Consider the following 26886-nt stretch of genomic DNA (forward strand, 5'->3'; position numbering starts at 1 on the left):
CCGCGAGGCTGTCTGGAGACAATCCGGATAGCCTCTCCTATATGGGCATAAAAGACATGTACAGAAATAAAGAAGACATGTGCAATATGCTTGCATAGCAGCGGCAAGCCCCTTACGCTTATGCAGGCAGGATGCAGTGGCATCCAATTGCGGAACAAGGGAGAGTCGCATGGCAGGATATACCGCGGCGCCTGTGGGCGTCGTCTTCATGAAGCCGATCTTCGTGCCGAAGATCTGGGGCGGAAGGAAGCTCGAGACCGAGTTCGGCTACAAGATTCCGGATGGGAAGATCGGCGAATGCTGGGCCATCAGCGCCCATCCGGCAGGGGACTGCACGATCACCGGCGGCCCCTTTGACGGCATGCACCTCTCCGAGCTCTGGGATCAGCACCGCGAGCTCTTCGCGAACTGCGAAGGCGACCAGGGACGCTTCCCTCTCCTCATCAAGATCCTCGATGCCTCCGACAGCCTCTCTGTCCAGGTGCACCCGGATGATGCTTATGCCGGAGCGCATGAGAACGGCTCGCTCGGCAAGCGCGAGTGCTGGTATGTCGTGCATGCAGACGAGGGTGCCCAGATCATCATCGGCCAGCATGCCAAGAATGCCGAGGAGTTCCGCTCGATGGTCGAGGCAGGGGAGTGGGACAGGCTTCTCAACAAGGTCCCCATCCACACCGGAGACTTCTTCGAGGTGCTGCCGGGCACGATCCATGCCCTCTGCGCCGGCACGCTCGTGATCGAGACGCAGCAGTCGTCCGATGTCACCTATAGGGTCTATGACTACGACCGTGTGCAGCCGGATGGCACGAAGCGCCAGCTCCATATCGACCAGTCCTGCGATGTCGTGGACTACGCCCAGGTGCCACCGAAGGACGGAAAGGTGCGCGCTCCTGAGGTGGACGGCGTCACCGAGCTCATGGACTGCCCGAAGTTCGTTGTCGATCGCGTACGCATCGACGGGAAGAAGTCAATCGAGCAGAAGTGGCCGTTCATGTGCGTGAGCGTCTATGCAGGCGAAGGCGCGGTCACGGTATGTGGCACGCGCTACCCCTTGAAGAAGGGCTCCCACTTCCTCGCTCTTGCCGACGCGGGCACGATGGAGTTCGAGGGGACGCTTTCCCTCATCACCTCGCATCTGCCCGAGTAGGGAAGAGCCTCATACGTTTGAGCCAGGAGGGCTGGATGGGCTTCCATCCAGCCCTCTTTCCATATGTGGACAGTCTATGGAGACAAGTAAACCGGAGCTAACACATTGGCATCTCTGCTAAGTTAGTCATAGCAAACAAATCGACGCGGAGCAGCGCTCCGCTTCCCGAGGAGGATTCCATGAGCAAGGTCGCAGTCGTCTACTGGTCCCAGAGCGGCAATACCCAGGCCATGGCAGAAGCGGTGGCAGAAGGGGCGGGAACCGAGGCCATCGAAGTTTCTTCGTTCTCCGCTGCAGATGCAAAGAACTACGATGCCTTTGCCTTCGGCTGCCCGGCAACGGGTTCCGAGGAGATCGAGCCCGATGAGTTCGAGCCCGTCTGGAATGAGTGCGTGCCTGAGCTTGGCTCGAAGCCTGTCGCGCTCTTCGGCTCCTATGGCTGGGGCGGCGGCGAGTATCTGGATACCTGGAAGTCCCAGGCTGAAGATGCCGGCGTCAACGTCGTCTCCGCCGTTGCTGTGAACGGCGAGCCTGAAGACGATGCGCTCGAGGAGCTCAAGGCTCTCGGCCAGAAGCTTGCCCAGTAGCATCCGATCCGTTGATACGGCCCTTGTGGCAGCGGACCCTCTCCCCGATGCCATGAAGGGCAGACATCAAGCCGCCGGCGACTCCCTATCGCCGGCGGCTGCCTTGTGTTCTGAAAAAGCGCCTGAAGATGCTATATATATCGGCATCCATCTGCATGCCCTGCACCAGCAGTGTAGAAGAAGACGCGCGATAGGAGGCTGCCATGCCCGGTCCTGCGGAAGTCTTTGTCATGTTCTGGATCTTCGGGATGTTTGCCCTTGCAGCCCTTGCCATCTTTGCCGTGAAGCGGCTCTTCGAGAGGCATGGGAAGAAGAACGACAGGAAGGACAGCAGAAACAGAGAGTAGTTGCTGCTCCGGGCGGCTGCGCCCTTGTATCGCCCGGGGCAGGATATGGACCTGCACCCGAGATGACCTCCAGCCTGGAATCCGACAGGAATGGATCCGGAAGGCACAGGCCTTCCGGCTCCTCGTGTCCTGATGGGAAGATATCGATCGGGATGCATGAGGAGCCGAAGGCAGGGCCATGGTCACGGTCGCAGGCACGGGCTGCGGCATGGACGAGGAGACGAAGCGGTGCGTCTTCGAGAAGTTCTATCAGGGCGACTCATCGCATGCGACAAAGGGCAATGGCCTCGGCATGGCACTGGCGAAGAGGGCAGCAGATGTGACGGGCGCCACGATTGGTCTCGAAAGCGAAGCGGGCCATGGGACAACGTTCACAATCACGCTGCCTGCTGCTTCTCAGGACAAAACGGTCTGATGCAGCATTCGCCACGATAGAGAGATAGAAAAGGAGCCGGGAGCGTGCAAGCTTCCGGCTCCTGGCATCTCTTTGAGAGATGAACTACTTCTTGGCCTTGCCCTGGTTGGCAACAGCGTTGATCTTTGCCTCGATCGTGGCAGGATCGCCGATGTAGTGCTTGTCGAGGATGTTCCAGTCCTTATCGAAGGTGTAGGAGCAAGGAACGCCCGTCGGGATGTTGACCTTGAGAATCTCTTCCGGCGTGAGGTGCTCGAGCTGCATGACAAGAGCGCGCAGGGAGTTGCCGTGAGCAGCGATGAGGACACGCTTGCCGCTCTCGAGCTGCGGCTTGATCTCCTGCTCGAAGTACGGCCATGCGCGGGCGATGGTGTCCTTCAGGCACTCGGTGTAGGGGAGGTCCTCCTGCGGGACGTCACGGAACATCGGCTGGACGTGCGGGTCGCGCTCGTCGCCCGGCGTCAGTGCAGGCGGCTGGACGTCGAAGGAACGACGCCAGATGAGGACCTGCTCCTCGCCGTGCTCCTCGGCAGCCTTTGCCTTGTTGAGGCCCTGGAGAGCGCCGTAGTGACGCTCGTTGAGACGCCAGGTCTTGTGGACAGGCAGCCATGCGCGGTCCATCTCGTCGAGGACGATGTTCAGCGTGTGGATGGCGCGCTTCAGAAGCGAGGTGTAGCACACGTCGAAGTCATAGCCCTGCTCCTTGAGGGCCTTGCCGCCAGCTGCAGCCTCAGCGCGGCCGGTGTCGGTGAGGTCGACGTCCGTCCAGCCGGTGAAGAGGTTGAGCTTGTTCCACTCAGACTCACCGTGACGAATGATGACAAGATGCATGTTCTGATCGTCTGCCATAGCGTTCCTTTCCTCGTTGCGCCAATGCGAACTTTTGCCGGACCCGGGCCATACCCCGTCCGGGAACTGCCTAGAAGGGTATAGTAACCCGTAGCTAACAGATGCCATTCCGGCTCCATCAGGAGGGTTGCTATGAATATTCTAGACGTCCTTATCATACTTGCGGTCGTCTTTGCATTTGCCCTTGCTGTGCGTTCGCTCATCAAAGGCTCAAAGAACGGCTGCGCCGAGTGCGGAAGCAGGGGTTCCTGCACTGCTGCCGCGACCGGAAGCCCCTGCCCTGCGGCAGAAGATATGCTTGCACGTGCTGAGAAGGCGGTCGATGAGGGAAAGCTCCCGAAGGTCCAGAACGGGCGCTGATGCGCAGATTCGCTGTCGCTTCAAAAACTGATGTATGATGGCCGTCCGTGTGGATTCTGTACGCTCGGCGAGCGGTAGACGTATGAGCCTGAATGGCAGCTTTGAGCTGGCCTTTGTTTCGGTTCCGCGTAGCTTCTTGCCATGAAACATGGATGAAACACGTGTATGCCAGAGTTTCAGAACGGATACGAGATTCGGTGGCGGAAGCATGCGTATAGGAGCATGGCTGCTTGACCGGGGGGTTCATAATGTCAAACGATAGGAATGTCGACTTCGTCCTGCGTACCGTAGAGGAGCGCGATATCCGCTTCATCCGTCTTTGGTTCTCCGATGTGCTCGGAAACCTGAAGTCCTTCGCGATCTCTCCCGAAGACCTCGAAGAGGCATTCGATGAGGGCGTCGGCTTCGATGGATCGGCCGTCGATGGCTTCGCCCAGCTCGAGGAGTCCGACATGCTCGCCTTCCCGGCACCCGATACCTTCCAGGTGCTGCCGTGGCGTCCGAGCCAGAATGGTGCCGCCCGCATGTTCTGCGACATCAAGACGCCGGGCCGCCGGCCGTTCGAGGGAGATCCGCGTGCCGTGCTGACGCGTGTCTTCGAGGACCTCGACAAGAAGGGCTATGTGCCCTGCGCAGCTCCGCGCATCGAGTACTTCTACTTCGGCGATTCCGTGAAGCCGATTCCGCAGGACAAGGCAGGATACTTCGACCTCACGCCGTGGGACTCCGCCCGCGATCTGCGCCGCGACACGACGCTCATGCTCGAGCGCATGTCCATCCCTGTGGAGTACTCCTTCCACGCCCAGGCACCGTCCCAGAACGGCATCGAGCTCCGCTGGTCCGAGGCCAGGAGCTGCGCCGACAACATCATGACCGCCCGCCTGGTGATCAAGCAGGAGGCCTTCGCGAACGACATGTTCGCGTCGTTCATGCCGAAGCCGTTCTCGGAGACCGAGGGCTCTGCCATGTTCCTCTATGAGTCTCTCATGGACCACGATGGCAACAACCTGTTCTGGGGCCCGAGCTCGAAGTACCCCGACCATCTCTCCGAGCTTGCCAACCACTTCATCGCAGGCGTGCTCCGCTATGCACCGGAGTACACCCTCATCACGAACCCGACCGTCAATTCCTACAAGCGCATGCGCCCGATGGGGGAGGTGCCCTGCTACACGACGTGGGGACACCGCAACCGCTCTGCTCTTGTCCGCGTGCCCATGCACAAGCCGGGCAAGCACCAGTCCACGAGGATCGAGCTCCGCGGGCCCGACCCTACGGCGAACCCCTACCTCGCGCTTGCTATCACGTTCGCAGCCGGCGTGCGTGGCATCGAGGAGGAGCTCAAGCTCCAGGATGAGGCGACGCAGGAAGACATCACGGCGACTGAGGCCGAGCTTGCAAAGAAGGGCGTGAAGCGCCTGCCGCGAGATCTGCGCGAGGCATGTGACAACTTCGAGAAGTCCGACTTCTGCCGCGAGGTTCTGGGCGACCATATCTGCGACTACCTCGTCCAGGAGAAGCGTCGCGAGTGGGACGATTACAACACGACCGTCACGGACTGGGAGCGCGAGCACTACTACGCAGGCTTCTAGGATTTGGAATATATGAACCTTGGAGAGGGCAGACGCTTCGGCGCCTGCCCTCTTTTCGGTTAAGGGAACTAGCTCAATTCTTGATAGGAAGCCAGGAATGCTGAGCTCCTGGCTGAAAGGATTCGATTCGGTTTCAGCATCCAACATTTCACGAATGTGACAGAGTAAAACTCTCTGTCTGACGTGCGAAGGCATGAAGGCAAAGAGTCTGAATGCGCGATGAAACATGTATACAATCGTGAAAATATGAAGAAAAATGCCTGTTACATTCGGCATATCCGCAGGTCGCTTAATGAAGATTGAGTTAAAGGATGATACATTCTGCTCCATCCGCGGCGGAAACACCGAAACTCTTGGCTATGGACATACGGTCCGGGATAGGCTTTCTCCCACGGTCATACTCGCTATAAAAGGAAGGTCGTATACATCATGAGCAGTCTGTCGCGCAGGGAATTCTTCAAGGTCTCCACAGCCATCGGAGGTGGAATGGCGGCAGCTGGCATGCTTGCCGGATGCGGGAACTCTTCGAGCTCCTCGTCTTCTTCTTCGAGCTCCTCTTCTGACGATGGTTCCTACAAGCTCGTCACGGACGGCAAGCTGACGTGCGTCTGCAATGCAGCATTCCCGCCGTTCGAGTCCATGGATGAGAACACGGGCGAGATCAAGGGCTTCGATGTCGATCTCGCAGCTGCTCTTGCCGACAAGATGGGCCTCGAGTCCACCTGGCTGCCCTCCCAGCAGTTCGATACGATCGTTCCGCTCATCAAGCAGGGCGGCAAGGCCGACGTCGCTATCACGGGCATGACGATTACGGACGAGCGCAAGAAGGAGATTGACTTCACCGATCCCTACCTCGACTCCAACCAGGCTATCGTCGTCTCGAAGACCGCTACGGCCACGACGAAGGACGAGCTCGATGTCGCAGGCAAGCAGATCTGCGCACAGTCCGGCACGACCGGTGGCGACTGGGCACAGGAGAACCTCACGAAGGCAACCTATGTGCCGCTCGATGACTTCGTCCAGTGCTTCACGGGCGTCTCGACCGGACTCTATGACGCAGCTGTCTGCGACCTGCCGGTCTCCGAGAACATGATTACCAACTCCTATACCGATCTGCAGATCTCTCAGCAGATCGCAACGGGCGAGCAGTACGGCATTGCCGTCTCGAAGGACAACCCGAACCTCACGAAGGCGCTGAATGAGGCGCTTGCCGCCATCAAGGATGATGGCACGCTCGACAACCTCGAGATTACCTGGTTCGGAACCACGATCTAGGTTCGATAGACGTAGGAATCCGATGGGGTCTTTGCGGGAGCGAAGGCCCCATCGAGCATTAGAGGAGCTTCATTTCATGGATCTGACACTGAGAGAGAAGACAGGCGGAAGGCGGCTTGTGGCGCTTCTTGCTGCCATCATGGCAGCAGTGGCGCTTGCCTTCGCCTGCCTGCCCATGACCGCCGAGGCGCTGACTGTCTCGAATGCGACTGCACGTCCGAACGAGGATGGCGGATCTTCTGTCATCGGCGGCATCGCGACGCGCCTTACCTGGGAGGCTACCGTCGACGACGGAGAGGAGGTCTCCTCGATCACGCTCCAGCTGCCGGATGATGGCACATTCAATGGCTCGTCCACGAAGGTCACGGTGCTCGAGGGACTCAAGCGCATCTCGACCGATGCCACGGCCACGCCTTCCGGCAACACGATCAAGATCGACTTCGCAGAGCCTGTCGCTTCCGGCTCGCTTCTGCGTCTCGAGATCGAGGATATGAAGTTCCCGACCGAGGGCGGAGACGTCCAGGTCACGGGCACCTATACCAATGATACAGGCGAGCAGCAGCTTGCCGCATCGCCTGCCATCACGACGATCGCGAATACGCCGCTCCAGGCAGCCGTGAACTGGCTCGACAACCAGGCGTGGGTCCAGGCATGGAACTCTGTGCCGTTCCTCAACATGTTCCTGAAGCCGCAGATCATGCTCGAATCCTTCTCGTCGCTCTTCTCCGGCTGGCTCGTCTGCCTCACGATCGTCATCCTCTGCTACCCGTTCGCGATCGTGCTCGGCCTGCTCTTCGCGTTCATGAAGATCTCGAAGCACACGGTCGTGCGTGCCATCGCTGTCATCTACATCAACATCCTGCGCGGCACGCCGCTGTTCCTGCAGATTTACATCCTCTTCTTCGGCCTGCCGATGCTCAACATCAACGTGAACAACTATCTTCTGGGCGGCATTGCAATGGCCGTGAACTCCTCTGCCTACCTGGCCGAGATCTTCCGTGCTGGCATCCAGTCCATCCCGAAGGGACAGTATGAGGCAGCGTCGTCTCTCGGCATGAACTACAGCCAGACGATGCTTTCCATCATCCTTCCGCAGACGATCCGCCGTGTCCTTCCGACCGTCACCTCCGACTTCATCACGGCCTACAAGGACACCTCGCTTCTGTCCTCCGTCGGCGTCATGGAGCTCATGATGTACTCGAAGAACCTGACGACCGTCACCGGCAACATCACACCGTACATGACGGCAGCGATCTACTACCTGATCGTCACGCTGCCGCTCATCAAGGTCGTCTCCATCGTCGAGAAGCGCCTTGCCCGCTCGGAAGCGGGCGGAGGCCCCCGTCCGAAGGGCGGAGCTGTCCGCGCTGCCTCTGATGCATCCGGGGACGAAGCTGTGGTGGACGCAGGGGCGAGCCACATGGAGGCAAAGGACGAGGACTCTTCCTCCATCCTCGATGCACTTTCTGCCCCCTTCCGCTCCCACTCCCTGAAAGAAGGTCTCGACAATGCCTAAGCACCACCACATCCAGGCACCCCAGGTGCCGGCGGCTCTCCCGGCAGACGAGGCAGCAGAGCTTGCCTTCGAGCATGACCTGCCTCTTTCGCATCATGCCTTCAAGAAGGGCGAGCACCCGATCGTGCGCATCGAGCATCTGAACAAGACGTTCGACGGCGAGACGCAGGTCCTGCGCGATGTCAATCTCGATGTCTGGCCCGGCGAGGTCGTCGTCGTGCTCGGACCTTCCGGTTCCGGCAAGTCCACGATGCTCCGCTGCATCAACCTGCTCGAGACTCCGACGGCAGGACACATCCTCATCGAGGACAAGGAGATCACGGCCAAGGGCACCGATGTCTGCAAGCTCCGCCAGAACCTCGGCATGGTGTTCCAGCAGTTCAACCTCTTCCCGCACCTCACGGCGAAGCAGAATGTCATGATCGGCCAGACGAAGGTGCTCAAGAAGTCGAAGGCAGAGGCCGAGAAGGAGGCCCTGAAGCAGCTTGAGGCGGTCGGCCTTGCCGACCGTGCAGACTTCAAGCCAGCCCAGCTCTCCGGCGGCCAGCAGCAGCGTGTCGCAATTGCCCGAGCTGTTGCCATGCACCCGGATGTGCTGCTCTTCGACGAGCCGACTTCGGCCCTCGACCCCGAGCTCGTCCGTGGCGTCCTTGATGTCATGCGCGACCTCGCCGAGAACTCGGGCATGACCATGATCGTCGTGACGCACGAGATGGGCTTTGCCCGCGAAGTCGCCGATCGTGTCGTCTTCATGGAAGGCGGCGTCGTCGTCGAGCAGGGCAAGCCTGAAGAGGTCTTCGACCACCCGAAGAACGAGCGTACGGCAGCCTTCATTGGAAACATCAAATAGATCTTGGAGGGGACCAGAGGTCCCAAGGAGAGATGGCTATGAACATGAACATTTCGCGGCGTGGATTCTGTACGGGAGCCGGCCTTGCCCTGATGGGGCTTGCAGCCTGTTCGTCTTCCAACGGCACATCTTCGAGCGCGAGCGCAGCTGCCGATACGTCTTCGAGCGCGAACAGCTCGCTCAACCTTGTGACGGATGGCAAGCTCACGTCGGTCTCCGATATGGCAAACCCGCCCTTCAGCTACTACGACAAGGGCTCGAAGGAGCCCAAGGGCTTCGAGGTCGACCTTATGGCTGCCATTGCCGAAGAGATGGGGCTCGAGAGCACGTGGCTGGATGCCACGAAGTTCGACACGATCATTCCGCTCATCAAGCAGGGAGGCAAGGCAGACCTCGGCGTCTCAAACATCACGATCACGGCTGAGCGCGAAAAGGAGATCGCCTTCTCTGACCCCTACATCGACTCGAACCTCGGCGTCGTCACGAAGGCAGACAGCACGGAGACCACGCAGGAAGCCTTGAATGCTGCCGGTAAGAAGGTTGCTGCTCAGGCAGGCACGACGGGCGAGGCATGGGCGCAGGAGAACCTCGTGAATGCGACCGTCGTGGCGCTCGATGACCCAGTCCAGGCGCTCACAGGCGTCCAGGCCGGTCAATATGATGCGGCCTGCGCAGACCTGCCGGTCGTGAAGTACCTCTGCACGGCGTCCTTCACAGACCTCTCCGTCGCAATCGAGATTCCGACGGGCGACCAGTACGGCATGGCAGTGTCGAAGGACAACCAGGCGCTGCTCGATGCGGTGAATGAAGCGCTCCAAGCCGTCATCGATTCCGGCAAGCGTGACGAGATCGAGACGAAGTGGTTTGGAAGCACGCTCTGATCGTATGAGCGAAGCTGCATAAAAGCTGAATATGGTGCAGCTCCTTTGCAGGTAGCTGCACCCATTCACCATAATTGCGCCTATATTCAGGGCATTGGGAGCTCGTGGGAAACCATTGGCCGATGAGTGTGCTATTCTCTGACTACTGTCAGATTGTTCTTAATATCGATGATTGGTGAGTCTCGATGCATCACAAGAACATACTCCTCATCGCGCGTACCACTCGCCATCACGACCGCATGCGCGAACTTTCCCACGCGCTGGATGTCTCGACGCTTCTGGCGACGCCCGATACGTTCAACCAGGCAATTACCTCGGGCCATGAGTTCGATCTTGTCATCCTCGACGTTGTCGGCGCCTCCCAGGACATCCTGAATGCTGTCGATGCCTACGTCGTGGACAATGGCTTCATCCCCATCCTCTTCATCACCGACGAGGACAAGCTTGCACAGCTCCACATGCCTGTCCAGGGCAAGGCGGACTTCATCCTCTCCACGGCAGGAGAGGCAGAGTTCGAGGTCCGCTGCTCGCAGCTTCTGTGGCCGGGCGAGGAGGGCGCTCCTGCCGATATCGTGACGATCGACAACATGACGATCAACCTTGCGACGTACCAGGTCCACATCGACGACAAGCCGGTCGACCTGACGCTCATGGAGTACTCGCTCCTGTCCTTCCTCGCGACTCATCCGTCGCGTGCCTACTCGAGGGAGACGCTGCTCCACCGCGTCTGGGGCTTCGAATACTGCGGCGGCACCCGTACGGTCGATGTCCACATCCGTCGTGTCCGCTCGAAGGTGGGCCCGCAGGTCGCAAACCACATCGTGACCGTCCGTGGCGTCGGATACCTCTTCAAGATTTAGAGGATAGATACATATTCTCAGGTACAGAGCCGGCCTCGTGGCCGGCTTTTTCGTAGCGATTCCCAGCTTTCAGCATTCTTGAAGTATGGTGCCGCTCAGATGTTGGATGCGGACGAGGCTTTCAAGTGTGCCCGGAAGAAGGCTGTTTGGGTACAAAGTGCCTTGACGTAAAACCTTCGGATCCGTCTGCTCTGGGTGAGAGGCGGCATCCAGAAAGGAAGCCTTATGAGCGAAGAAAATGACGGAAGGCCTCCCGTGCCAGGCTACGACGAGACCCAGGTGCAGGAAACGAAGCATATGGCTCCCTCTCCCGTCGGGACGGGCGAGGGCGGCACAGGCGACGAGAAGCCGCCCAAGAAGGGCAGCGGACGTGTCGTCCTGGCTTCTGTCCTCGGCGGCGTCATCGGCGCTGTCGCAATCGTTGCAATCCTCTTCGGATTCGGCCTTGTGAAGACAGGCCCGAAGACTTCGACCTCAGGCACGAGCCCGGCCCAGAACATCACGATCAACGCCGATACCGAGGATGCCACGGTTGCCGAGGCAGTCGCTGCCAAGACGGTGCCGTCTGTCGCCTCTGTCTATGTGACGACATCCTCCTCTTCGAGCCTCGGCTCTGGCGTCATCCTCGACACGGATGGCAACATCCTCACGAACTACCACGTGATCGACGGTGCCGAGGAGATCTCCGTCACGATCGAGGGCCAGAGCTATACGGCCACGGTCGTCGGTTCCGATGAGTCCTCTGACCTCGCTGTCATCAAGGCAGACCTCGAAGGCGCAACCGTCACCCCGATCGAGGTCGGCGATTCCTCCTCCCTTGTCATGGGCCAGTGGGTCATGGCAATAGGCTCGCCGTACGGCCTTGAGCAGTCCGTCTCCACGGGCATCGTCTCTGCCCTCTACCGCTCCACGATGATGCAGTCCACGAGCGGCAACACGATCTATACGAACCTCATCCAGACCGATGCTGCCATCAACCCGGGCAACTCCGGCGGCGCTCTTGTCGACTCCGAGGGCAAGCTTGTCGGCATCAATACCCTGATCGAGTCCGAGTCCGGCTCATCAGCCGGCATCGGCTTTGCCATTCCTTCGAACTACGCTATCGAGGTCGCGAATACGATCATCTCTGGCAAGCAGGTCGTGCACCCCTATATCGGCCTCACGATGCAGACGGTCACCTCGTCTCTTGCCCAGCGCTACAGCCTCGGTGCCTCGAGCGGCGCCTACGTCGTCGAAGTCACGTCGGGCAGCCCTGCTGATACCGCAGGCATCAAGTCGGGCGACATCATCACTGCGGTCGACGGCGAGTCCATCACCTCTGCTGACGGCATGATCCTCGCAATCCGCTCGAAGAATGTCGGCGATACCGTGAGCGTCACGTTCGTCCGTGATGGCAAGGAGCAGACGGTCCAGGTCACGCTCGGCTCGGATGAGAGCCTCCAGGCAGAACAGCAGCAGGACCAGAACTCCAATTCCGGCTCCAGCATCTTCGGCTACGGCCTCGGCAAGGGGCTTGGTGGCAATGGCTCGAGCTCGAATGGCCTTGGCAGCAGCAGGTAGCGCTCCTGCATAGGCGCATGGGATGCCCCATCCTCTCCGGAGGGTGGGGCATCTTCTATGCGGCCCATTTCTGTCAGATGCATTTGCTACGCTCTAAGGGAGAGGACAAGGGCGATAGGAGGCCTTCCATGCAGGAAATCAGGTGCCCGCACTGCGGCAAGGTGTTCACGGTCGATGAGGCAAGCTACGCCGATATCGTGAAGCAGGTACGCGACCGGGAGTTCGCAGCAGAGATACAGAAGCAGGAGCAGATGCTCAGGCGCGAGCGCGAGCAGGCGGTCCAGCATGCAGAAGACGAGCTCAAGGCAAAGCTTCTGAAGGAGACCTCTGCGCGTGACAGCCAGATTGCGCTTCTCAAGAATGAGCTCGAGGCGCAGAAGAAGGCCGCAGACCAGAGCCTCGCTGCCAAGGATGCAGAAGCCGAGCGCTCGCTTGCCGCCCAGAAGCGTGAGAGCGACCTTGCGCATGAGGCAGGCCTCGGCGAGCTCAAGGCAAAGATCTCAGAGCTCGAGAGCGCCCTTGCTGCTGCCAAGGATGCCCAGAGCCGCCAGGAGGCAGAGCAGAAGGCAGCGCTTGCCGAGGCGCTCTCCGGACGCGACCAGAAGATAGCGACGCTCGAGGCGGAGGCAAAGGCCAAAGAGCAGGCATACGAGGCCGAAGCCAAGGCAAAGGAGCAGGCCTATCAGGACCAGAAGGCGCTTGCGCTCTCTGACCGCGACCAGAAGATTGCAGCGCTCGAAGCTGCAGCAAAGGAGCGCGAAGAGGCCTTCGCAAGCCAGAAGGCGCTGGCTTTGACCGAGGCGACCTCGCCTCTCGAGCAGAAGATTGCCGGGCTCGAAGGGGAGGTCAAGCAGGCCAAGGCAGAGCGCGAGCAGGCCGAGGCGACGCTCAGGCAGGAGATGGTGGAGAAGCTCCGCGACAAGGATGTCCTCATCCAGGACAAGCAGGATGAGATAGAGAGGCTCAGGAACCAGCGTGCCCGCCTCTCGACGAAGCTCATCGGCGAGACGCTCGAGCAGCACTGCGAGATGGAGTTCAACAAGTGGCGCATGATGGGCTTCCGGAACGCCGAGTTCCACAAGGACAACGACGTCGTGGGAGGCTCCAAGGGCGACTATGTCTTCCGCGAGAACGACCCCTCGGGCACAGAGATCGTCTCGATCATGTTCGAGATGAAGAACGAGGATGAGGCTTCTGCCAAGGCCAACCGCCACAAGAATGCGGACTTCTTCAAGAAGCTCGACCAGGACCGAAAGAACAAGCACTGTGAATATGCCGTGCTCGTCACGATGCTCGAGCCGGACAACGAGTTCTACAACCAGGGCATCGTCGATGTGAGCTACGAGTATCCGAAGATGTACGCAATCAGACCCCAGTTCTTCATCCCGATGATCACGCTGCTTCGGAATGCGGGGCTCAACGCGGTGGATGCCCGCCGCGAGCTTGCCGAGACCAGGCAGCAGAACATCGATATCACGAACTTCGAGGAGGCGCTCGGCGACTTCAAGCAGAAGTTCGGGAAGAACTATGCTGCTGCCTCGAACAAGTTCCAGAACGCTATCAAGGAGATCGACTCGACGATCGACCACCTGAACAAGGTGAAGGAGAACCTCCTCTCCTCCGAGCGCCAGCTCCGGCTTGCGAATGACAAGGCAGAAGGGCTCACGATCAGGAAGCTCACCTACAAGAACCCGACCATGAAGGAGAAGTTCGAAGAGGCGAGGGCGGCCAATGAGAAGGCCCAGAAGGAGAGCCTGCCGCTTGCTGAGGGGGATGTGCCCCTGGATCCGGACGAGGTCGAATAGGCACATCAGAGAGCCTTTCAGAGCCTTTGGCAACGAGAGACATAAGTGCAGCATGAGAAGAGCGGAGCCCGTCTTGCGACGAGCTCCGCTCCGCTTGTGGCTATGGGTCTGTCTCTTGTAGTCTACGCGCTCCAGACACGCTCTGCGATGCGCTTGATGAGGGCGCACTTTGCCCACTGGTCGTCCTCGGTGAGGACGTTTCCTTCCTCGGTGGAGGAGAATCCGCACTGCGGAGAGAGGCGGAGCTGCTCCAAGGGCACGTACTTCTCTGCCTCGTGGATCCTCTCGATCACGGCATCCTCATCCTCAAGCTCCGGGAACTTCGACGTGACGAGGCCGAGGACGACGATCTTGTCCTTCGCATAGCGGAGCGGCTCGAAGCTGCCGGCACGGTCGGAGTCGTACTCGAGGAAGAAGCCATCATAGTTCGCCTCGAAGAGGGTCTTTGCGACTGGCTCATAGCCGCCGGAGCTGAACCAGGTACTCCTGAAGTTGCCGCGGCAGATGTGCGTCGTGATGGTCATGTCCTCGGGCTTTGCCTCGAGGATGCGGTTGATCATCGTGACGTAGTGCTTTGCCACCTCGGCCAGATCGATGCCTTCCGCCTCGTAGGCAGCACGCTTCTTTGCATCGCAGAACTCGCCCCAGGCTGTGTCATCGAACTGGAGATAGCGGCAGCCGAGGTCGTAGAAGGCCTTCACGGCGTCCTGGTAGGTGGTGACGATATCGTCGAAGAGGGCCTGCTCGTCCTTATAGCGGTCGATCGGCTCATACGTAGCCTTGCCACGGACACAGGGGATGAGGTGGAGCATCGACGGCGACGGTATCGTCATCTTCGTCGGGTAGTTGCCTGCAATCTCCCTGAGCTTTGCGTAGTGCTTCAAGAACGGGTGGTCGCCGAAGCCGATCTTGCCCGTGAAGCGGAGCTGGGCGCCCTTGGGCTTCGGGCCCTTGAACTCGACGGACCAGTTGGCAGTATCCACATGCTCGACGCCCTCGAGCTCCTCGAGGAAGTCGAGGTGCCACATGGCGCGGCGGAACTCGCCGTCGGTCACGGCCTTGAGGCCGACCTTCTTCTCGCTTTCCACAAGCTCCGTGATGCACTCATCTTCGACAGCGGTGAGCTCATCTCGGGAGATCTTGCCGGCGGCAAAGGCTGCACGGGCACGTTTGAGACGCTGGGGGCGCAGGAAGCTTCCTACGATATCGTAGGTATAGGGCGGCTGCTTGATGGTCATGCGCATCTCCTCCTGGATGGCGGGCACCCGTCTGCTGCCGTGCCCTGAACGGTTCTCTGGTGTACGGACAGAAATGGTGCCAGATAGGTGATTCATAGAAAACTATCTATTAGCGAGCGATATCCATAGCATGAGGCTATGGATTGAGGCTTGGGAGCGAACCTATGCCAGCCTCAGTCGGCAAGGGCGGCACAGACGAAGCTGCCGACCCAGTGGTCGGCGAGATATCCCGAAAGCTCGACATCCTGGATACCCTGGACGAGCCAGCGCGAAGCCTCCTGGGAGAGGCGGTCACGTGCGGTGCCGGCAGGAAGCGCAGCTGCTGCATCCCTTGCGGCAAGGGCACGGGAGGTCGGAAGTGCCACGGTATGCACCTCGAGGTATCCGGTGCCGTCCCACTTGCCGGGAAGATCTGCCAGAAGAGGCGAAGAGAAGCTCTCGGAGAAGAGCGCTGGCATATAGTCCTTCATCCAGGAGAGATATGCCTCCCCAGACAGGACTCTTGCCATGAGGGCGGCTTCATTCAGGATTGCCGAGGTGAAGGTATCGGCCTCGGGCTCATAGGCAAGAGGTGCCTCCACGTCATTTCCAAAGAGACGGACGGCTGCCATGCAGACGGACTCCAGGAGCTCCTGGTCATCTGTCGCCTCTGCACAGTCTGCCGCCATGGCAAGCGACCAGGCAGTGTCCGAGTGCATGCCCGTGCGGGCTGGAAGCGAAAGATGCGCTATCCAGCCTGCCACGCGCCTGTGCATCTCCTCGGTGAGCGGGGAGAGGGCTGCTCGCCAGGCCTTGGCCTCATCGGCGTAGGGGCTTTCAGCATTCGCGAGCTTTCCCAGCTCCTGATCGAGGGCAAGCTCCCAGGTCCAGCCGTAGGGCTTCTCCTCCCACTGGGGCACCTTCTCCTTCCAGCTTCTGGCTTCTTGCTCCATAAGGTCAGGCGCGAACGTGCGGGAGAGCTGCGCTGCTGCTGCCTTCTCGAGCTCAGGTACGTCTGTCAGGACATTGTCCTTGAGCATGCGGACAAGCGTCCAGTGCGAGTGGACGCAGGAATGCCAGTCGAAGGAGCCATAGAATGCCGGAAAGCGCTTGCGGGGCAGCTCGAGGTCCTCGGCACAGGTGAGCGTCTGGCGCTCTGAGCAGGGGTAGGGCCGCTCTATCTGGGAAAGCACGCATCTGCAGACGCCTCTGAGCGCCTCACGCCTTCCGGCTTCGGCATATGCATCTGCGGTGATATCAAAGCCCCTGTCGCCGATCATGGGTCATCCTTCCTGGAATGATAGGTCCTCTGTCTGCCTATCCATTGTGGGAGAAGCCGATGCTGGCATGGCCTACCATCCCGCCAGCGGAAATGCAGAAGATACAGCGATAGTCGTACATATGCCAGGCAGGGCATCTTCTCGGTTTGCGCAGCAAAGGCGCTGGGGCCTATCATGTCCCGGTACAGAAACGATTGGGTGCCAGAAGGCATCTTCGGAAGGACCTGAACTTCATGCAGACATTCGACGATCTCTATTACCGGGAGCCCTATGCAAAGGAGTTCGTGGCATCAGTCACCTCGTGCGAGCCGCACGATGGGGGATATGCCATCGAGCTATCTCAAACGGCCTTCTATCCGACGGGTGGCGGCCAGCCGGGAGACCGCGGCACGCTCACGCTCGGCGAGGGCGAGGATGCGGTAGTCGCCCATGTCGCAGAGGCGGTGCCTGGCAAGGCAGAAGATGGCAGCGAAGAAGGTGTCGTGCATCTGAGCGATGTGGCGCTTCCTGTCGGCTCTGAGGTGCACGGTGCGCTCGACTGGATCTGGCGCCGCGACAACATGGAGGCACATACCGGCGAGCATATCGTTTCGGGCATCGTGCACAAGCTCTTCGGCTACGACAACATCGGTTTCCATATGGGAGAGAAGAGCATCGAGGTCGACTTCGACGGCGTGCTCACGGCAGAGGATGCACTCGACGTGGAGCGCCGTGCCAATGCAGCCGTTCGTGCCGATGTGCCGGTGCGCGCCCTTCTGCCGACGCCGGATGAGCTCGAGGCAATGGACTACCGCAGCAAGAAGGACCACGAAGGCCAGATCCGCATCGTCGAGATCGAAGGCGTCGATACCTGCGCCTGCTGTGGCACGCATCTCTCGTCGTCGGGCCAGGTCGGCCTCATCAAGATCGTGCGCATGAGCACGAAAAAGAAGAAGACCCGCCTCGAGCTGCTCTGCGGCAGGCGTGCGCTCGAGCTCTGCGAGGAGCGCATGGAGGAGCTCAGGGATACGAGCAACTTCCTCTCCGTTGCAGACGAAGAGGTGCCTGAGGCCGTGAAGCGCCTGTCTGCCGAGAAGGATGACTACAAGCACGAGCTCAAGCAGGCGAGGAAGGAGAAGCTTGCACAGGATGTGGCTGCGGCTGCACCTGAAGGAAGCTTACTTCTCTGGTTCCAGGAGGGGCTCGAGATCGACGAGCTCCGCTTTGTCTGCGAGACCGCGCTTGCACGCGAGGACGTCGAGAAAGTGGCAGCCCTCTCCGATGTGCCGGGAGATGCAGCGCGCATAGCCTATGTCCTGGCAGCGAAGGAAGAAGACCTGCGTCCTGCCTGCAAGGAGCTCAACAAGAAGCTTGATGGCCGTGGCGGCGGCAAGCCCCGGATGGTCCAGGGCAGCTGGGCTTCAACGAAGGATGCTGCGGAAGCATCTGTCCGCGAGCTTCTCGGATAAGTCCAGAAACATTGACCGTCCTGCTTTATTGTCCCCTCCGCTTCCAAAGAGCGGGAGGGACATTTTCGTTCGTAAGAATGTGACCTCCGTATGGAGAGGATCTCTCTGTTTGCGATATACCCCCAAGGGGCATATAGTAGGCAGCAGCAAGAACCCCTTGGGGGTATGGCAGGAGGGACCGACGATGGCGGAAGAGAAGAAGGAAGCCACAGAGCAGGAGAGCTGCCCGGCATGCGGAAGCCAGAAGCATACGCCGCGCTCCGAGAAGCTCAAGCATGATGTGGACCGGCGCATCAACCGTGCCATCGGCCAGCTCAATGGCATCAAGAACATGGTCGATTCCGACCGCTACTGCGGCGATGTGCTGACACAGCTCGCCGCCGTCGAGAGCGCCGTCAAGGCAATCTCGCGCGAAGTGATGCGCGACCACCTCGAGACCTGCGTCGTGGAACAGGTGCAGGAAGGAAACGTCGAGGTCGTCGACGAGGTCATGGACCTCTTCAAGAAGTTCTACTAGGAGCCTTGCCTCCTGCAGGCCCTTCTGCAGGAGAGCTGAGGCATATCTGTCACTGCGATATACCCCATATGGGTATTGAAAGGAGGCCAGCATGGTTGATGCGAAGGAGACCTTCGATATCTCGGGCATGACATGCGCGGCGTGCGAAGCACGTGTGCAGCGTGCCGCATCAGGCGTCAAAGGCGTGAGCCAGGCCCAGGTCAACCTGCTGAAGAATTCGATGGAGCTCGTCTACGACGGAAAGCCGAAGACGCTCGATGCGGTCGTTGCCGCTATCGACAAGGCAGGCTACGGCGCTGCCCCGCGCTCCCGTGCAAACACATCCGAGAAGGCAGCTGCCTTCGTCGATCCCAAGATCGCGGCAGACAAGGCGATTGCCGCGAAGCAGAAGCAGCTCATCTGGTCGCTTGTGTTCGGCGTGCCGCTCTTCTATATCGCAATGGGCCCCATGCTCGGCTGGCCTGAGGTTCCGGGCCTTGCTGGCATGGAAGGGATGATGGCAAGCGCGGTGACGCAGCTCCTTCTTGCGACGTTCGTGCTCTTTGTGAACAGAAGCTACTTCCAGATGGGCTTCAAGACGCTCTTCCATCTTTCGCCCAACATGGATTCGCTCATCGCCGTGGGCTCGGCTGCGTCCTATCTCTATTCGCTCGTCGGTGTCTACCAGATGGCAGAGGCTCTGGGCGTCATGGACATGGAGGCTGCCCACTATGCAATGATGCATAGCCTCTACTTCGACTCTGCCGGCACGATCCTGGTCCTCATCACGCTCGGCAAGTACTTCGAGGCGCGTGCCAAGGGCAAGACGACAAGCGCGCTTTCAGCACTTATGGACCTTGCTCCCAAGACCGCAACGGTTATCCGTGACGGGGAAGAGCAGAAGATCTCTTCTGACGATGTGCGCGAAGGCGATATCCTCGTCGTCCGCACCGGCGAGTCTGTGCCGGTCGACGGCGTGCTCACCGAAGGCACGGCATCTGTCGATGAGTCTGCCATCACAGGCGAGCCCGTCCCTGCCGAGAAGGCAGCAGGGGACAAGGTGACGGGTGCCACGGTCGTCCAGGCTGGCTGGTTCCAGATGCGTGCGACCGCTGTCGGTGCCGATACGACCCTATCCCACATCATCAAGCTCGTCGATGAGGCCACGAACTCGAAGGCTCCGATCGAGCGCACGGCTGACCGCATCGCCGGCGTCTTCGTCCCCATCGTTATGGCCATTGCTGCGGCGACCTTCGTCCTCTGGCTCGCGTTCCTGGCACCCGGAGACTTCGCTGCTGCCTTCAACCACGCCGTCTCTGTCCTTGTCATCTCCTGCCCCTGCGCTTTGGGCCTTGCCACTCCTACCGCCATCATGGTCGGTACGGAGCGTGGCGCCAAGGTCGGCATCCTGATCAAGAGCGCAGAATCGCTCGAGTGCGCAGGAGACCTCGATACGGTCGTCCTCGACAAGACAGGCACGATCACGGAGGGCAAGCCCCGCGTGACATCGTTCGTGCCGGCAGCTTCTGCTGGAAAGGATGTCCTTTCCCTTGCGGCAGCGCTCGAGAGCAGAAGCGAGCACCCGCTTGCCCAGGCTGTCGTGAGCTACGCAGAGGACGAGAAGGCAGCAGCTGACGCAGACGTCTCAGACTTCACCCAGATTCCGGGCGGCGGCCTTGCCGGCACTGTCTCGGGCGTGAAGCTCCTGATCGGCAACGCCCGCCTCATGAAGGAGCGCGGTGTCGATGTCTCCGAGCTCGTGTCTGCAGCAGATGCAGCAGCAGCCAAGGCTGAGACCCCGCTCTTCATCGCTGCTGACGGCAAGCTTTCCGCTCTTGTCGCAATCGCCGACGTCGTGAAGCCGACATCTGCCTCTGCAATCGCCCGCCTCCACCAGATGGGCATACATGCCATCATGCTCACGGGCGACCAGCCGAAGACCGCCTCTGTCATCGCCTCTGAGGTCGGTGTCGACGAGGTCGTGGCAGGCGTCCTTCCCGACCAGAAGGAGAAGAAGGTCCACGACCTCGAGCGCCAGGGACACAAGGTCGCAATGGTCGGTGACGGCATCAACGATGCGCCTGCCCTTGCCCGCGCCGATGTGGGCATCGCGATCGGTGCCGGCACGGATGTGGCGATCGGCTCTGCCGATATCGTCCTCATGCACTCCGATCCGGCCGATATCGCAACGGCGATCGAGCTCTCCCGTGCGACGATGAGGGACATCCGCCAGAACCTGTTCTGGGCGCTCTTCTACAATGCAATCTGCATCCCGGTCGCAATCGGCGTGCTCACCCCGTGGGGCATCACGCTGAACCCGATGGTGGGTGCAGCGGCAATGGGCTTCTCGTCCGTGTTCGTCGTCTCGAACGCGCTCAGGCTCTTTGCCTGGAAGCCTTCCAAAGCCAAGGCAGATGCTTCGGCAAAGGAAACGAAAGTCAGCGTATCGGAGGGGATGGATGAGAATCCGTCCGGAGAGGAAGGAAAAGATATGGCAGCAAAGACGCTTTCTATCGATGGCATGATGTGCGAGCACTGCGTCCAGCACGTGACCGAGGCGCTCGAGGGTGTCCGCGGCGTGAAGAACGTCCACGTCTCGCTCGAGAACAAGAACGCGACGCTCGACGCCGGGCTTCTCGTGTCCGACGACAAGCTCAAGAAGGCAGTTGCAGACGCCGGCTACACGGTGACCGCAATCAAGTAGCTCTTGCATACAAGGCAGAATGGCAGGACGGGCAGGCTCTTCGGGACCTGCCCGTCCTGCTGTTTCTGCACGCCAATGAGATGAGGCTTCAGCCTAGGCAGAGATGCGGAGCCTGGCGGAGAACTCGGAATCTGCGGGCACGAAGCCTACTGTGACGGTGCTCTGGGACTCTTCGCTCTGGCCAGCCTCAGGCTCATTGCGGCTCTGCGGCTCTTCCTGCTGCTCGCTTGTGGTCATGGCATTCCTCGTCTCGGCGCTCATCCCTGCACTTGGGGCAAAGGCGACCATGAGGGAAGCGGCAAGGCGCAGCAGAGCAGCGCTGCCATGATCTTTCGTGTGATCGGCGCGAACTGCAGGCCCCACTGCACGAAGGAAGTATCGGGGCGCTGCTGGACGTATTGCCGCCAGATGTAGCGCATGAGGAAACAGAGACCGACTCCTGCCGCCACCGCTCCCACATAGGGAAGGACTGCAATGAGGAGCGCGGCCACGATGAGGATGGCCAATGTCGTGAAGCAGCCGTAGCCGCAGCCCCGGTGCTCGACGATCGCTCTCTGTACCATGGATATGCATCTCCAAGACTGAAGGTGCCAGGCATGTCCAGTGCAGGCTCTGCAGGTGACAGGATTCGGCTGCAGAAAAGCAGGCAGGCGTGGTGCCTGCCCGCTTGCTGGAAGCCATATCTTTCTGGCTTATGCTGCCTTCTTCTGGGGATGGGGAAGCTTTGCGGCAATCCAGGAGGCTGCAAGCACTACGGGCAATGCGATCGGCGGAAAGCACAGTGCCAGGACAGCAGTCGAGAGGATCGGCTTTCTTGTCCAGCCGCCGACCGCAGCTCCTGCAGCAACAGCAACCGGCAGGAGCGGGTCTGCACCCATGAGCGATGCCACGGCGTAGCCAAGCGCGACGCCGCAGAAGATCGTCGGGAAGAACTCGCCGCCTGTCCAGTCGAGCGCCACGCACATCTTTGTCATGCATATCTTCACGAAGGCAACGAGGATGAGAAGTGCTGGTGCCCAGCTCTGCCAGGTATCGATGAGGTCCACAATATCGTCCTGGCCGGAGAACGTGAGGTCGGGAAGAATGCAGGCAAGGCCGCCGAGCACAAGGCCGGCAAGGAGCGCCTTCTTCAAGGGGTCGGGGCCTATGGCAGAAGAGATGCTCGCGGCCACCTTCTGGGCGGCAAGCACGAAGAGTGCAAACCCGTAGCCAAGCAGGAGCGCCACGATGCCTGCACCCCAGTCGGCCGTGGCGTAGTCGATGCCCTCGAAGCGCGGCATCTCGCCGGCAGAGCCAAGGACATGCGATACGCAAGCCCAGCCGAGCACGAAGAAGATGGCAGCAAGGATCCAAAGCAGTACCTTCCAGAGCTTTCTGAGCGGCAGCTCCTGAAGCGTCTCCTTTGCCTCCTTCGAGGCCTGTGCTTCGTCGTCTGTATCGAGGAGCGTCCTGATGGCGCGGCGGAAGGGATGGGTGTCGGCACTCAGGGCGCCAGTGCCACCGATTCTCGTCTTGTCGAGCACCGCCGTGAATCCTGCTGCGGCAAAGCCTGCGATGCCTGCCTCGGGGCCGATGGCGCCGCCGAAGACGATCGGTGCGAAGAAGAGGCCCAGGGTCTTTCCGAGGTGCGGGATATGGTAGCCGCCCTCCTTACGGCAGATGCCGAAGACCTGGTGCATCGTGTCGAGCTTGAAGCCGCAGCGCCTCGTCCAGAGGCCGATGATGAGGCCGCCTGCAAGGCAGAGCAGAAGCGGGGAGAGCTGGGAGAGGACAGGCGGCAGCTGCTCTGCCGCTGCGTCCCAGACGCTATCGCGCAGCTTGTCGACAGCCCAGAGCGCAGCGAAGGTGCCGATGCCGGCGACGAAGGCAGGGATGGTCGAAAGCAGGAGGAAGGCGAGGAAGGTCTCTGCCTTCTGCGTGGGGGTATGTGAGGGTGTTTCAGGCTGGGGCATCGATGAGCTCCTTCAAGGTTGCATGCACACAGGGCTGACTATACCCGCTCCTGCGTACAGGGCGCTTCGGGTTTCGCCGTGGGGATGGGCTTTGGGCGGCACCGTGCGTTCCTGGTGCGCTACCCTGTCAGAGGATGAAATGATTCGATGCCTTGTGCATCTTCGATAGGGAGGCAGAAGATGGCAGACCAGATGTCGCTCTTCGGCGGAAGCACGCCGGTGCCGGAAGGCGAAGGGACGAAAGAGGCGCCCCGGGAGCATGCGGCACGCCTGAACGAGATCTTGAACCATGCGGCCTATGCCTACTATGCGCTCGATGCGCCGGAGATGACCGATGCCCAGTTCGACCGCTATCTCCGCGAGCTCCAGGGCATCGAGGCAGCGCACCCCGAGCTTGTGACGCCCGACTCCTACACGCAGCGCATCGGCGGCTTCGTGAGCGAGCAGTTCGCACCCGTCCGCCATGCCCAGCGCATGTACTCGATCGACGATGCAATGAACCTCGAGGAGCTCGACGAGTGGCTCGCACGCACGGACGAGGCGCTTGGCGCCACGCCGGAGCATCCGCTTGCCTATACGTGCGAGCTCAAGATCGATGGCCTGGGCATTGCGCTTACCTACCGTGATGGCAGGCTTGTGCGTGCTGCCACCCGCGGCGACGGCACGACAGGCGAGGATGTGACCCAGAACGCCCTCACGATCAAGGACATCCCGCGCACGCTTGCAAGGGCAGGCCTTGCAAAGATCGCCGACGGTGGCTTCGGTCACTCGATCGAGGTCAGGGGCGAGGTCTACATGCCGCGCCACAGCTTCCAGCGCCTGAACGAGGAGAACGATGCGGCAGGACGTCCGCCCTTCGCGAACCCGAGGAATGCTGCCGCAGGGTCGCTGCGCCAGAAGGATCCGAAGGTCACAGGTGCCCGCGACCTCGAGACCTTCATCTACGCCGTCGCAGACGAAGGGCCACTAGCCGTGACGACGCAGCACGACTTCCTCGCCTGGCTTTCGTCCTGCGGCTTCAGCGTGAATCCGCATGCGAGGCGCGTCACAAGCTCGAAGGCCGTGCACGAGTACTGCGCCGATGCTCTGGCCCACAGAGACAGCCTCGACTACGATATCGACGGCGTCGTCGTAAAGGTCGACGAGTTCTCGGGACAGGAGACCTTGGGCTTCACGGCACGCGCTCCGCGCTGGTCGATTGCCTTCAAGTTTCCGCCTGAAGAGAAGAAGACCGTGCTCCGCGAGATCAGGGTGCAGGTAGGCCGCACGGGCGTGCTCACGCCGGTTGCCGAATTCGATCCGGTCGTCGTTGCTGGATCCACGATTGCCAGGGCAACCCTTCATAACATCGACGAGGTGCACCGCCGCGATGTGCGTGTCGGCGACACGATCGTCGTCCACAAAGCCGGCGATGTCATCCCCGAGGTCGTGGGACCGGTGCTTGACGGAGAGATGGCGCAAGAGCATGCAGCGCGGCCCGAGTGGGAGATGCCGAAGGTGTGTCCGTCCTGCGGAAGCCCTGTTGTCCAGGAAGAGGGGGAGGTCGCCTACCGCTGCGTCTCCATCGACTGCCCGGCACAGGCTCTGGAGCGCCTCATCCACTGGGGCAGCCGTCCTGCGATGGATATCGATGGCCTCGGCGAGGAGATCGTGAAGCACCTCCTCGATGAGGGGGCCGTGCACGATGTGGCTGACTACTACGATCATCTCACAGAGGACATGCTTGCCGGCACCCAGACCGGACGCGTCTATGACACGACGACGAAGGATCATATCGAGGGCGACGCGATCGTCGTCGGCCCCACGATCGCAAAGAAGATCATGGAGCAGATCGAGGTCTCCAAGAAGCAGGGGCTCTCGCGCGTCCTCTTCGGCCTTGGCATCCGCCATGTCGGCACGAATGTGGCACAGCTTCTGGCCAAGCGCTTCGGCTCGCTCGAGGCTCTCATGCTCGCCGATGAGGAGACGATCGCCTCGATCGAGGGCATCGGTCCCAAGATTGCCCATGCTGTGCACGAGTTCTTCGAGATCAAGGAGAATGTGGCCGTGCTCGAGCGCCTGCGTGCGGCAGGCGTGATGCTCGAGCAGCCCGGCTTCGGTGAGGAGCCGGAAGTGCCGCAGACGCTTTCCGGCCTCACGTTCGTGCTCACAGGCACGCTCGAGCACTATACAAGAGATGAGGCAGGCGCGAAGCTCAAGGCCATGGGCGCCAAGGTCTCGGGCAGCGTCTCGAAGCGGACGAGCTACGTCGTCGCGGGAGCAGCGGCAGGCTCGAAGCTCACGAAGGCGCAGAGCCTGGGCGTGCCTGTGCTCGACGAGGCAGCGCTCGAAGAGATCATAGCGACCGGCAAGGTGCCAGAGGCGTAAGAGCCAGGGGCGGATGCAGCTTCAGGTATCCGTCCTTTTCCTATGCCGGCTTTATCAAAAGCGCCGTAAAACCCCTGGCTTCAGCTATGGGGATATGAGGCGCAGCGGCAGCATGAAGGCACGCGGACAGCAGGGCGTGGCATAATCCATCCAGAGGGCACGGAGACGCCGCAGGCCAATACCTGCAGGCGGCATGGGCAGGGATTCCGGGAGAGGGCAGGAGGTGGCCTGGAGTGGAGCGCTCCTATGAGATACGCATCTATCCGAACGCGCGGCAGCGAGAGCTCATCGGGCGAACCTTCGGCTGCTGCAGATATGTCTACAACAGGGTCCTTGCCATGCGCCAGGAAGAATATGGGCGGAACGGAAAGTCCCGGGGCATCGGCTCGTACATGACGCAGCTGCCGGTTTGGAAGAAGACAGACGCGCCCTTCCTTGCGGAGGTGGACTCCATGGCGCTGCAGCAGTCCCTGCGCGACCTGGACAGGGCATACCAGAACTTCTTCCGCAATCCAGGCAGGACGGGGTTCCCGAAGTTCAGGTCCAAGCATGCAGGCCGCAGGTCGTACCGCACAAACATGGCATGCGTCCCAGACCCACGCCATGTGAAGCTCCCCAAGCTCGGCCTCGTGAAGGCGCGGGCGAGCAGGAGGATCGAGGGCCGCGTGCTCTCGGCAACGGTGAAGCAGGTGCCCTCTGGCAGATACTTCGTGTGCCTGTGCTGCACGGACTGCCCGGAACCCGAGGCAGCGCCGGGCGCCATCGCGGTGCTCGGCATCGACGCCGGCGTGCACGACCTCATGGCCCGGAGCGATGGCGTGAAGGTCGCAAACCCCAAGGCGCTTGCCAAAGGCGAGAGGAAGCTCGCCCGGGAGCAGAGGCGCCTGTCCCGCAAGCAGAAGGGATCCAAGAGAAGGGAGAAGCAGAAGAGGAAGGTGGCGCTCGTCCATGAGCGGATAGCCAACCAGCGCAAGGATGCCATCCACAAGGCCACGACGGATGCGGTGCGCGAGAGCCAAGCCATCGCCGTCGAGGACCTGAACGTCAGTGGGATGGAGAAGAACCGCCGTCTGGCCAAGTCCGTCGCGGACGCCTCCATGTCCGAGATGGCCCGCCAGCTGGAATACAAGTGCGCCTGGCACGGGCGGCGTTTCGTGAAGGTGAGCCGCTGGTATCCATCCTCGAAGATGTGCTCGTGCTGCGGGCATGTCCTAGAGGAGCTGCCGCTCTCCGTCCGTGCGTGGACGTGCCCCGTCTGCGGGGCGAGCCACGACCGCGACCTCAACGCGGCGGTCAACATCGCGCGGGAAGGAGCGCGGCTTCTGAATGAAGCAGACGGTACCGCAGGGCTTGCGGGAACCGGGGACGCGTAAGCGTCCCG

General features: G+C 60.8%; 24 protein-coding genes. 18 read left to right on the plus strand and 6 right to left on the minus strand.

What is annotated here, in order from left to right; genetic code table 11:
* The first annotated feature begins 169 nt into the window (after window positions 1-169).
* From VXJ24_RS08315 to VXJ24_RS08330, 4 genes are all read left to right on the plus strand, one after another.
* Window positions 170-1147: a type I phosphomannose isomerase catalytic subunit gene (locus tag VXJ24_RS08315; protein ID WP_330972467.1), complete on the plus strand. Its 978-nt coding sequence runs from the start codon at window positions 170-172 to the stop codon at window positions 1145-1147.
* 179 nt (window positions 1148-1326) lie between these two features.
* The gene (locus VXJ24_RS08320; protein WP_330972468.1) at window positions 1327-1734 is read left to right on the plus strand and encodes a flavodoxin domain-containing protein; all 408 of its coding nucleotides are present in this window, start codon (window positions 1327-1329) and stop codon (window positions 1732-1734) included.
* Between the two features lie 203 nt (window positions 1735-1937).
* On the plus strand, window positions 1938-2081 hold the full coding sequence (locus tag VXJ24_RS08325; RefSeq protein ID WP_330972469.1) for a hypothetical protein: 144 nt from the start codon (window positions 1938-1940) through the stop codon (window positions 2079-2081).
* A gap of 178 nt (window positions 2082-2259) precedes the next feature.
* The gene (locus VXJ24_RS08330; RefSeq protein ID WP_330972470.1) at window positions 2260-2496 is read left to right on the plus strand and encodes a sensor histidine kinase; all 237 of its coding nucleotides are present in this window, start codon (window positions 2260-2262) and stop codon (window positions 2494-2496) included.
* A gap of 84 nt (window positions 2497-2580) precedes the next feature.
* On the opposite strand, the gene gpmA is transcribed toward VXJ24_RS08330, so the two are convergent.
* On the minus strand, window positions 2581-3345 hold the full coding sequence (gene gpmA, locus VXJ24_RS08335; protein ID WP_330972471.1) for a 2,3-diphosphoglycerate-dependent phosphoglycerate mutase: 765 nt from the start codon (window positions 3343-3345) through the stop codon (window positions 2581-2583).
* A gap of 132 nt (window positions 3346-3477) precedes the next feature.
* Between gpmA and VXJ24_RS08340 the strand changes: the two genes are divergently transcribed.
* From VXJ24_RS08340 to VXJ24_RS08380, 9 genes are all read left to right on the plus strand, one after another.
* Window positions 3478-3705, plus strand: a complete 228-nt coding sequence (locus VXJ24_RS08340) for a FeoB-associated Cys-rich membrane protein (protein WP_330972472.1) — start codon at window positions 3478-3480, stop codon at window positions 3703-3705.
* Window positions 3706-3953: 248 nt separating this feature from the next.
* The gene (locus VXJ24_RS08345; RefSeq protein WP_330972473.1) at window positions 3954-5294 is read left to right on the plus strand and encodes a glutamine synthetase family protein; all 1341 of its coding nucleotides are present in this window, start codon (window positions 3954-3956) and stop codon (window positions 5292-5294) included.
* A gap of 429 nt (window positions 5295-5723) precedes the next feature.
* Window positions 5724-6569 (plus strand): transporter substrate-binding domain-containing protein, encoded by an 846-nt coding sequence (locus tag VXJ24_RS08350; protein WP_330972474.1) that lies wholly within the window; start codon window positions 5724-5726, stop codon window positions 6567-6569.
* A 76-nt stretch (window positions 6570-6645) separates the two neighbouring features.
* A complete protein-coding gene (locus tag VXJ24_RS08355; RefSeq protein ID WP_330972475.1) occupies window positions 6646-8085 on the plus strand; it encodes an ABC transporter permease subunit in 1440 nt (479 codons plus the stop codon).
* Entirely contained in the window at window positions 8078-8935 is an 858-nt protein-coding gene (locus tag VXJ24_RS08360; protein WP_330972476.1) for an amino acid ABC transporter ATP-binding protein, read from the plus strand. Before VXJ24_RS08355 ends, VXJ24_RS08360 begins: the two co-directional genes overlap by 8 nt.
* A gap of 38 nt (window positions 8936-8973) precedes the next feature.
* Window positions 8974-9816, plus strand: coding sequence for an ABC transporter substrate-binding protein (locus VXJ24_RS08365; RefSeq protein WP_330972477.1), 843 nt, complete (start codon window positions 8974-8976; stop codon window positions 9814-9816).
* Window positions 9817-10001: 185 nt separating this feature from the next.
* On the plus strand, window positions 10002-10676 hold the full coding sequence (locus VXJ24_RS08370; RefSeq protein ID WP_330972478.1) for a response regulator transcription factor: 675 nt from the start codon (window positions 10002-10004) through the stop codon (window positions 10674-10676).
* Between the two features lie 225 nt (window positions 10677-10901).
* The gene (locus VXJ24_RS08375; RefSeq protein WP_330972479.1) at window positions 10902-12236 is read left to right on the plus strand and encodes a S1C family serine protease; all 1335 of its coding nucleotides are present in this window, start codon (window positions 10902-10904) and stop codon (window positions 12234-12236) included.
* A gap of 128 nt (window positions 12237-12364) precedes the next feature.
* Window positions 12365-14041 (plus strand): DUF2130 domain-containing protein, encoded by a 1677-nt coding sequence (locus VXJ24_RS08380; RefSeq protein WP_330972480.1) that lies wholly within the window; start codon window positions 12365-12367, stop codon window positions 14039-14041.
* A gap of 122 nt (window positions 14042-14163) precedes the next feature.
* Here VXJ24_RS08380 and VXJ24_RS08385 read toward each other — a convergent pair whose 3' ends face one another.
* On the minus strand, window positions 14164-15279 hold the full coding sequence (locus VXJ24_RS08385) for a 5-methyltetrahydropteroyltriglutamate--homocysteine S-methyltransferase (protein ID WP_330972481.1): 1116 nt from the start codon (window positions 15277-15279) through the stop codon (window positions 14164-14166).
* A gap of 173 nt (window positions 15280-15452) precedes the next feature.
* Window positions 15453-16538: a DUF2891 family protein gene (locus VXJ24_RS08390; RefSeq protein WP_330972482.1), complete on the minus strand. Its 1086-nt coding sequence runs from the start codon at window positions 16536-16538 to the stop codon at window positions 15453-15455.
* Between the two features lie 233 nt (window positions 16539-16771).
* Here VXJ24_RS08390 and VXJ24_RS08395 point away from each other — a divergent pair, with 233 nt between their 5' ends.
* The 3 genes from VXJ24_RS08395 (at window position 16772) to VXJ24_RS08405 (ending at window position 21186) form a co-directional block, all read left to right on the plus strand.
* Entirely contained in the window at window positions 16772-17986 is a 1215-nt protein-coding gene (locus tag VXJ24_RS08395) for an alanyl-tRNA editing protein (RefSeq protein ID WP_330972483.1), read from the plus strand.
* 184 nt (window positions 17987-18170) lie between these two features.
* Window positions 18171-18503: a metal-sensing transcriptional repressor gene (locus VXJ24_RS08400; RefSeq protein WP_330972484.1), complete on the plus strand. Its 333-nt coding sequence runs from the start codon at window positions 18171-18173 to the stop codon at window positions 18501-18503.
* Window positions 18504-18594: 91 nt separating this feature from the next.
* Window positions 18595-21186: a heavy metal translocating P-type ATPase gene (locus VXJ24_RS08405; protein WP_330972485.1), complete on the plus strand. Its 2592-nt coding sequence runs from the start codon at window positions 18595-18597 to the stop codon at window positions 21184-21186.
* 93 nt (window positions 21187-21279) lie between these two features.
* On the opposite strand, the gene VXJ24_RS08410 is transcribed toward VXJ24_RS08405, so the two are convergent.
* The 3 genes from VXJ24_RS08410 to VXJ24_RS08420 form a co-directional block, all read right to left on the minus strand.
* The gene (locus VXJ24_RS08410; RefSeq protein ID WP_330972486.1) at window positions 21280-21423 is read right to left on the minus strand and encodes a hypothetical protein; all 144 of its coding nucleotides are present in this window, start codon (window positions 21421-21423) and stop codon (window positions 21280-21282) included.
* A gap of 20 nt (window positions 21424-21443) precedes the next feature.
* Window positions 21444-21749, minus strand: coding sequence for a hypothetical protein (locus tag VXJ24_RS08415; RefSeq protein ID WP_330972487.1), 306 nt, complete (start codon window positions 21747-21749; stop codon window positions 21444-21446).
* Between the two features lie 129 nt (window positions 21750-21878).
* Window positions 21879-23138 (minus strand): chloride channel protein, encoded by a 1260-nt coding sequence (locus VXJ24_RS08420; RefSeq protein ID WP_330972488.1) that lies wholly within the window; start codon window positions 23136-23138, stop codon window positions 21879-21881.
* A 180-nt stretch (window positions 23139-23318) separates the two neighbouring features.
* Between VXJ24_RS08420 and ligA the strand changes: the two genes are divergently transcribed.
* Both ligA and tnpB read left to right on the plus strand, forming a co-directional pair.
* Window positions 23319-25505 (plus strand): NAD-dependent DNA ligase LigA, encoded by a 2187-nt coding sequence (gene ligA / locus VXJ24_RS08425; RefSeq protein ID WP_330972489.1) that lies wholly within the window; start codon window positions 23319-23321, stop codon window positions 25503-25505.
* Between the two features lie 233 nt (window positions 25506-25738).
* Window positions 25739-26878, plus strand: a complete 1140-nt coding sequence (tnpB, locus tag VXJ24_RS08430) for an IS200/IS605 family element RNA-guided endonuclease TnpB (protein ID WP_330972490.1) — start codon at window positions 25739-25741, stop codon at window positions 26876-26878.
* Window positions 26879-26886: the final 8 nt, after the last annotated feature.

Origin of the sequence: Olsenella kribbiana (assembly GCF_036408795.1) — a bacterium.
Taxonomy (GTDB): Bacteria; Actinomycetota; Coriobacteriia; order Coriobacteriales; family Atopobiaceae; genus Olsenella_L; species Olsenella_L kribbiana.